Consider the following 6,313-nt stretch of genomic DNA (forward strand, 5'->3'; position numbering starts at 1 on the left):
ACTACTTCTTTATTATAATGGGAAGAAGGCCGTTCATGCTCCGTGTAGATAAAGTCATCCATCATGGTTTTTGTAAGCTCCTGCCCCTGGTATCCATTATAATAGTGGAAATGGTCAAAATGCTGAAGATAACGTCCATATGCAGATGCGCCGAAAACACATATAGATTCGGATTTCTTTTCTGAAAATCTTCCATAAATTCTATCAGTATATCTTTTGCAAGCTGTCCTTCTTCGCTTTTTGCATTCATATCATCTTTATTTCCAATCTGAAGAATAACTTCATGAAACAACTTCTCCTGCTTGCTCTGCCTTATCTTCTCATAATAATCGTCAATTTTTCGGTCACTCCGTTTCTGCTTTCCATTGTAACGCTCCAAGGCTTCATCAAATAATTCGTGATATACCTTTTTAATATCCAAATGACAGAACTCCACATTATATTTGCTTCGTTCCTTATCCACATTCTTTGCGCTAAATGCTCTCGTATTATGGCTGACAGAACCTTTTCCCATCATACCGCTAATTGTCCTCTCCAATGACCTCACACCTTCCTATCTTCTCTATTCTTATCTGCTATTTTGTGCCGATAGGCACAGCCTTTGTTACTTTCTGCGAAAGCTGAGTATTCTAAGCGAACTAGCGAAACTACTAAAAATATCAGTCACAGACGACTATAAAGGCATGGGTTTTCAGCAAATTACACAACAAAGGACGCTATCTTACGGTGGTGTCCTTTGTTCATGCCTTTTTCCGGCCTGCTGACTGCGGAAAGGTGGTGAAGCAAAGCCATGCCAGACCCTGCCATGCTGGATTACTTCTATGGCGATGAGGCGGAACAATATACCTTCTACCGGATACCGAAAGTGCTGTTCACTGACCCTGGCTACCGGCGCATATCCTCTGACGCCAAAATCCTCTACGGACTTATGCCTGACCGCATGGGGCTGTCTGTCCGCAATGGCTGGCTGGACGATCTAAACCGGGTATTTATCTATTTTACCCTGGAGGACGCTTTGGAGTATCTGTGCTGCGGCCATACAAAGGCGGTTTCCCTCTTTGGGGAGCTGGATAAGAACGGGCTGATTGAACGGAAGAAGCAGGACCAGGGAAAGCCCACGATTATCTACGTGAAGAACTTTATTCGCAAGCCGGAAACACCGGAAATCCAGACTTCCGAAAAACGGAAGTCTAAAGTTCCGCAAAACGGAAGTCAAGACTTCCAGAAAACGGCCACTAATAATACTGAAAGGAATAAGACTGAATTTAATGATACTGACCTATCAATCTATCAGGCCAGAAGGCCAACGGAAAGCCATGGGCCTGGGGCGGATGATACGATGGATAGGATATGGGCTTACCGGAGGCTGATTAAGGAAAATATTGAGTATGACATTACCAGGGAATCCCTTGGCTATGACGCTGAAATCCTAGACGAAATCGTGGACATCATGGCGGATACGGTATGCGGCACAAAACCTATGGTGCGGATCAGCGGTCAGGACTTCCTGGCAGAGGTGGTAAAAAGCCGCCTGCTAAAACTCAACTCAGAGCATATCAAGTATGTGGTGGGCTGCCTTAATTTTAATACCACTAAAGTACAAAATATCCGTTCTTACCTGCTCACCTCCCTCTATAACGCCCCCACAACCATAAGCAGCTACTACACGGCTCTGGTCAACCATGACCTTTACGGCGGCGGGTAACTGCTTTTTTCTTGCCCATACCGGCACTGCCGGGGAAAGGAGTGTTCCATGAAAAAACCATTCGCTTACATTACCGCTGTCTGGAAAGGCGGCGAGTTTTCCGCTGCTGACCAGACAATCGTCTACTGCCGGAAAGTCTATGAGGCCGGATTTACCCCGATCTGCCCGGTTCTCTACCTGCCCAATTTCCTTCGGGATTCTGTTCCCGCCGAGCATAAGGACGGCATTGACATGGCCCGTGAACTTCTGCGCCGGAGCCATGTCCTGATCGTCTGCGGTGATGAAGTGGACGAGGCGGTGAAAAACGACATTGCTGTTGCCCAGCGGCTGGGTATTACGGCCACCACATTAGACGGAATTCTTAAAATACGGGGACAGGGACAAGGCGAAAGTATGACCTGACTCCTTCATCTGCCCAATATCCGCCTGACAGGAAATAAGCAGCCAGACAACATATGGAAGGAGAAGAAACGAACATGAAAACGAGCAATCAAAAGCTATCTCCCCAGGCAGATTATTACCATGCGGTTTCGCTGTCTGGCGGGAAAGACAGTACGGCCATGCTCCTGCTGATGATTGAACGGGATATGCCGATAGACCTGGTGCTTTCTGCTGACACGGGTATGGAGTTCCCGAAGATGTATGAGCATTAGCAAAGCTGGACGAGTATCTTTTCCAAAAAAGGAAATTACATATCACTACCCTGCGTCACCCTCACGGCAGCCACAGAACGATTACATTCCATGGCTGCTATTTCAAATTTTATTTTTTGAAATTCTCTCAACACTGTTGAGAGTTTTGGCTTTCATCTGCCGCTTCATATAACTCATCCAGTTTTTTTCGCAAAACTTCCTTGCTGATCAGTTTTGTACGGTACTCGGAGATCATGGTGGAAGTCATGTTGCGGCTTAAAGCGTATTCTACCACGTCCTCATCTTTGCTTTTGCACAGAATAATGCCAACGCTTGGATTTTCATGGGGCTTTTTTATATCCCGGTCTAAGGCTTCCAGATAAAATTCCATTTTACCCAGATATTCCGGTTTGAAATCATCAATTTTCAGGTCAATGGCAACCAGGCATTGTAATTCACGGTGGAAAAAGAGGAGATCGACAAAGTAGTCATGTTTTCCAACCTGCAAATGGTATTCTTCCCCCATAAAAATAAAGTCACGTCCAAATTCCAAAAGAAACTGTTTCATATTTTTTAAGATAGCTTGTTTCAGGTCAAATTCTTTATAAGGCTCTTGTAAATTTAAAAATTCCAGCATATATAAGTCTCGTATCATACCGGTATTTTCTGTATGATGAATCCCTGACGGCGCTTTCCCATCGGAGAGGAGCAGACGCTCATAATACCCACTATCAATCTGCCTTTCCAATTCCCGTGCCTTATATTTTTCTTTGGCTGCCAGTTTCAGGTAAAATTCTTTTTCTTCGTCCGTCTTTGTTTTTGACATGATGTGAAGATTGTTCGACCATGTATTCGCCCTCAATAATGCGCTGAATTTTGGCTTGTCCTGATAGGTTTCAAAAAATTGCTTCATCCGCCAGATATTTTGTGCCGAATATCCCCGGATACCAGGTTCTTTCGATAAAATATATTGTGAAAGTTGTTTTACGGTGGAGCGCCCCCAGCCTTCCTTTTGTGCCTTTTCTGAAACGAATTTTCCGATATTCCAATATAAGCTGATGACAGTTTTGTTTACCTGGCTGGCCGCCTCATCCCTGGCCTGCTCAATGAACTGACGGATCTTTTCAAAATCTTTAAGATAACTCATTTCCAAATCATTCATGCCATACTTCTCCCTTTAAGTTCTTAAACACTCTTTTTATTATATCTGTAAATCACCGGCTTGTACAGTTAAAATCCGGGCTCGGAAAGCCCCAAAAGCCTCCGTGCCCGGTCGGGTTTATCAAACAGGGCTGAGCCTGCCAAATTCTTTATGGCTGGTGTGTCTTTATGTCAGCCAAGCCACCGCCGTAGGCCACTTAACAAGACAGAAAACGAATTATAATTCCCCCACTTACCAAGCAACTCCCCAAACGCCCCCACAACTCCCCATACCTCACCTTCAAATCCTTCACATTGCTATTTTACAGAAAGGAACCGCCACCCATGGCAATTTCAAAACTAAACCCCCGCCATGCCAGCGAGGGGCGAAGTATTGCCGCTGTGCTGGCGGAGCGTATTGATTACAGCAGGAACCCGGAGAAAACAGACGGCGGACTTTTGGTCACTGGCTACCAGTGTTCCCCGGAAACGGCCTGGCAGGAATTTGCCATTTCCAAGCAAATCTATACCGCCACCACCGGACGCAGACGTGCCCCGGATAAAGACGTGATCTCCTACCTGATTATCCAGTCCTTTGAATCAGGAACCATTACACCGGAGGAGGCCAACAAGCTGGGCTACAAGCTGGCTCTGGAATTTATCGGCGGCGAACACCAATTTATTGTAGCCACTCACATTGACAAGAAACATATCCATAACCACATCGAATTTAACAGCACCGCCCTGGACTGCTCCCACAAGTTCAATAACATCAAGAACAGCTATATTCCCCTGCGGAAAGCTAATGACCGGATCTGCCAGGAGTTTGGCCTTTCAATTATTGAGAACACAGCGGAAAAAGGAAAGCACTATGCGGAGTGGTCAGCGGAAAAGAAAGGCCAGAGCTGGAAGGCGCTGCTGCGGCAGACTATAGACCAGGTGCTGCCAACAGTCAGCACCTTTGACGAGTTTTTAGAAGCCATGCGGAAGGAGGGCTATGAGGTTGCCCAGAGCAGCAAACTCTTAAAATTTCGTGCCCAGGGCCAGGAACGTTTCACCCGATCCAAAACACTGGGAGCCGATTACAGCCTGGAGGCTCTCCGTGACCGTGTAGGCAAAGCGAAACAGCCCCGGCGCAAGAAAAAAATCCGTCTGGAGAAAGATACTCGTATCAATCTCCTTATGGACATTCAGGCCCGCCTGCAGGGACGTGGCCCCGGCATGGAGCGCTGGATGAAGATCCACAATCTGAAAGAGGCCGCCAAGACCTTAAACTACCTTACAGAGCATGGCATAACCGACTATGGCCTGCTGGCAGAGAAAGCGGAAAAGGCTGCGGCAGACTTTGAAGCAATCTCCACTTCCATAAAGCAGACGGAACATCGTATGGAGCAGATCGCCGCTTTAAAGACCCACATCATCAATTACGCCAAAACACGGGACACTTACGTTGCCTACCGGAAGAAAAAAGCCGCTGACAAACCAGCTTTTCGGGCTGCCCATGAAACGGACTTACTTCTTCATGAGGCGGCGAAACGTGCCTTTGACGCCCAGGGCGTGAAGAAACTTCCTACAGTCAAAGCGCTTCAAGCAGAGTATTCCGCCCTGCTGGACAAAAAGAAAACAGCCTATGAGGATTACAAGCGGCTGCGCCAGGAGAACCAGGAACTGCAAGCAGTCAAGTCTAACGTGGACAGCCTGTTCAACATTCAGAAAGAGGAACATCAGGAGAAAGAGAAAAACCAGGAACAAGACCGTTGAAAAAGTGTGAGCCGGGAACTATGGACAAAGGTTCATGATTCCCGGCTTTTCTCACGCAATCAGGCCGCCATGAGTAAATAAAAAGGAACCTTCTCCCCATTTTGTTTTCAAATATAGGAAGGAATGGGCTGGATTCCGTAGCCGCCGGCGAGTGGGAAATGTGCATAACTGGCCATGCTGCGAAGCTGTGGGAAATGCTGTTTGCTGGCTGTGGGAAAGCCGCTTTTGCTTTTCCATAGGCTGTGAACAGTATTTTCCATGGCGAAGCGGGGAGTTTATCTTAATTTAAGGATAAACTCCCTTATCCTTAAGATATTTTTATCCCCATCTTTTTGAAACTGCCCGTATCCTTGGTGTTTAAGCACAAAAAGATGAGGATAAAAATTCATCTCAGACCACAAATCTTTGCCAGCTCGTCCTCATTGTCTGTCCAAAGGGGTTCTTCCTCAGGCATACCTCCAATACTCCCTCCCATCGCTTCCTGCATCATTTTCATTGATGGCGTAGCATATATCCTCGTTGTCTGGGGCGATGAGTGGCCCAGTATCCTTGAAACCAGTTCAAGCTCAACGCCGTCCTGATAGAGACCTGTCGCCCGCGTGCGCCTCACATATGCGGCCCAGGCCGCCTTGGCATTTCCGGATGCTCTTTCCGGACTTGATCGGCATATTTGGTGATGATCCGTTCCACATTCCCGGATGACATAGCCGACAGGTGGCCTTTTATCACCGTGTAGAACAGCGGCTTGTCCAGACACCCCTCAACATGGAATCTTGAGAGATATGTCCGCAGATGCGCGACAGTTTTATCTGTCAGAGATACAATCCGTTCCTTATCTCCTTTCCCATGGATACGCACATAGGGGATAGCCGCATCAAGATATAATGATGACAGTGTCAGCCCGGGGAGTTCGGATACCCTCATTGCCGAATCATAGAGAAGTACCATGATCGCCATATCCCGCAGGCCATTTTTCTTCTGCAGGTTGGGAGCTGCGGGCATTGCGGCGCATGCCCCGTCCGGAATGGTCTCCCTGATGGGCTTCGTTTCCTTCATGAACGGGACCCGGGATGCG

The 6,313-nt window shown here is 47.2% G+C and carries 8 protein-coding genes; 4 read left to right on the plus strand and 4 right to left on the minus strand.

Annotated elements, in window-relative coordinates; all coding sequences use genetic code 11:
• Positions 1-61: 61 nt before the first annotated feature.
• Entirely contained in the window at positions 62-517 is a 456-nt protein-coding gene (locus NFS31_RS25880) for a plasmid recombination protein (RefSeq protein ID WP_465223449.1), read from the minus strand.
• A 273-nt stretch (positions 518-790) separates the two neighbouring features.
• Between NFS31_RS25880 and NFS31_RS25885 the strand changes: the two genes are divergently transcribed.
• The 3 genes from NFS31_RS25885 to NFS31_RS27240 all read left to right on the plus strand — a co-directional run bounded on the left by NFS31_RS25885 (position 791) and on the right by NFS31_RS27240 (position 2,358).
• Positions 791-1,705: a DUF6017 domain-containing protein gene (locus NFS31_RS25885; protein ID WP_251501722.1), complete on the plus strand. Its 915-nt coding sequence runs from the start codon at positions 791-793 to the stop codon at positions 1,703-1,705.
• A 48-nt stretch (positions 1,706-1,753) separates the two neighbouring features.
• Entirely contained in the window at positions 1,754-2,107 is a 354-nt protein-coding gene (locus NFS31_RS25890; protein ID WP_251501723.1) for a DUF7768 domain-containing protein, read from the plus strand.
• Positions 2,108-2,181: 74 nt separating this feature from the next.
• Complete coding sequence (locus tag NFS31_RS27240; protein WP_331482888.1) at positions 2,182-2,358, plus strand: phosphoadenosine phosphosulfate reductase domain-containing protein; 177 nt, start codon at positions 2,182-2,184, stop codon at positions 2,356-2,358.
• Positions 2,359-2,485: 127 nt separating this feature from the next.
• Here the strand turns inward: NFS31_RS27240 and NFS31_RS25900 are convergent, their stop codons facing one another.
• Complete coding sequence (locus NFS31_RS25900) at positions 2,486-3,499, minus strand: PDDEXK nuclease domain-containing protein (protein WP_251501724.1); 1,014 nt, start codon at positions 3,497-3,499, stop codon at positions 2,486-2,488.
• Between the two features lie 323 nt (positions 3,500-3,822).
• Here NFS31_RS25900 and NFS31_RS25905 point away from each other — a divergent pair, with 323 nt between their 5' ends.
• On the plus strand, positions 3,823-5,238 hold the full coding sequence (locus NFS31_RS25905) for a relaxase/mobilization nuclease domain-containing protein (protein WP_251501725.1): 1,416 nt from the start codon (positions 3,823-3,825) through the stop codon (positions 5,236-5,238).
• A 385-nt stretch (positions 5,239-5,623) separates the two neighbouring features.
• Here the strand turns inward: NFS31_RS25905 and NFS31_RS28435 are convergent, their stop codons facing one another.
• Together NFS31_RS28435 and NFS31_RS27245 are read right to left on the minus strand one after the other, a co-directional pair.
• The gene (locus NFS31_RS28435) at positions 5,624-5,848 is read right to left on the minus strand and encodes a tyrosine-type recombinase/integrase (protein WP_416389502.1); all 225 of its coding nucleotides are present in this window, start codon (positions 5,846-5,848) and stop codon (positions 5,624-5,626) included.
• Positions 5,845-6,313: tyrosine-type recombinase/integrase (locus NFS31_RS27245; RefSeq protein WP_331482889.1), on the minus strand; the 469-nt coding region annotated here is incomplete at its 5' end. The genes NFS31_RS27245 and NFS31_RS28435, both read right to left, overlap by 4 nt.

The organism is Otoolea muris (assembly GCF_943193115.1).
Taxonomy (GTDB): Bacteria; Bacillota; Clostridia; order Lachnospirales; family Lachnospiraceae; genus Otoolea; species Otoolea muris.

Coding starts and splice junctions, on each gene's coding strand:
- NFS31_RS25880 (WP_465223449.1), bottom strand. CDS start 517: ATGATGGGAAAAGGTTCTGTCAGCCATAATACGAGAGCATTTAGCGCA.
- NFS31_RS25885 (WP_251501722.1), top strand. CDS start 791: ATGCCAGACCCTGCCATGCTGGATTACTTCTATGGCGATGAGGCGGAA.
- NFS31_RS25890 (WP_251501723.1), top strand. CDS start 1,754: ATGAAAAAACCATTCGCTTACATTACCGCTGTCTGGAAAGGCGGCGAG.
- NFS31_RS27240 (WP_331482888.1), top strand. CDS start 2,182: ATGAAAACGAGCAATCAAAAGCTATCTCCCCAGGCAGATTATTACCAT.
- NFS31_RS25900 (WP_251501724.1), bottom strand. CDS start 3,499: ATGAATGATTTGGAAATGAGTTATCTTAAAGATTTTGAAAAGATCCGT.
- NFS31_RS25905 (WP_251501725.1), top strand. CDS start 3,823: ATGGCAATTTCAAAACTAAACCCCCGCCATGCCAGCGAGGGGCGAAGT.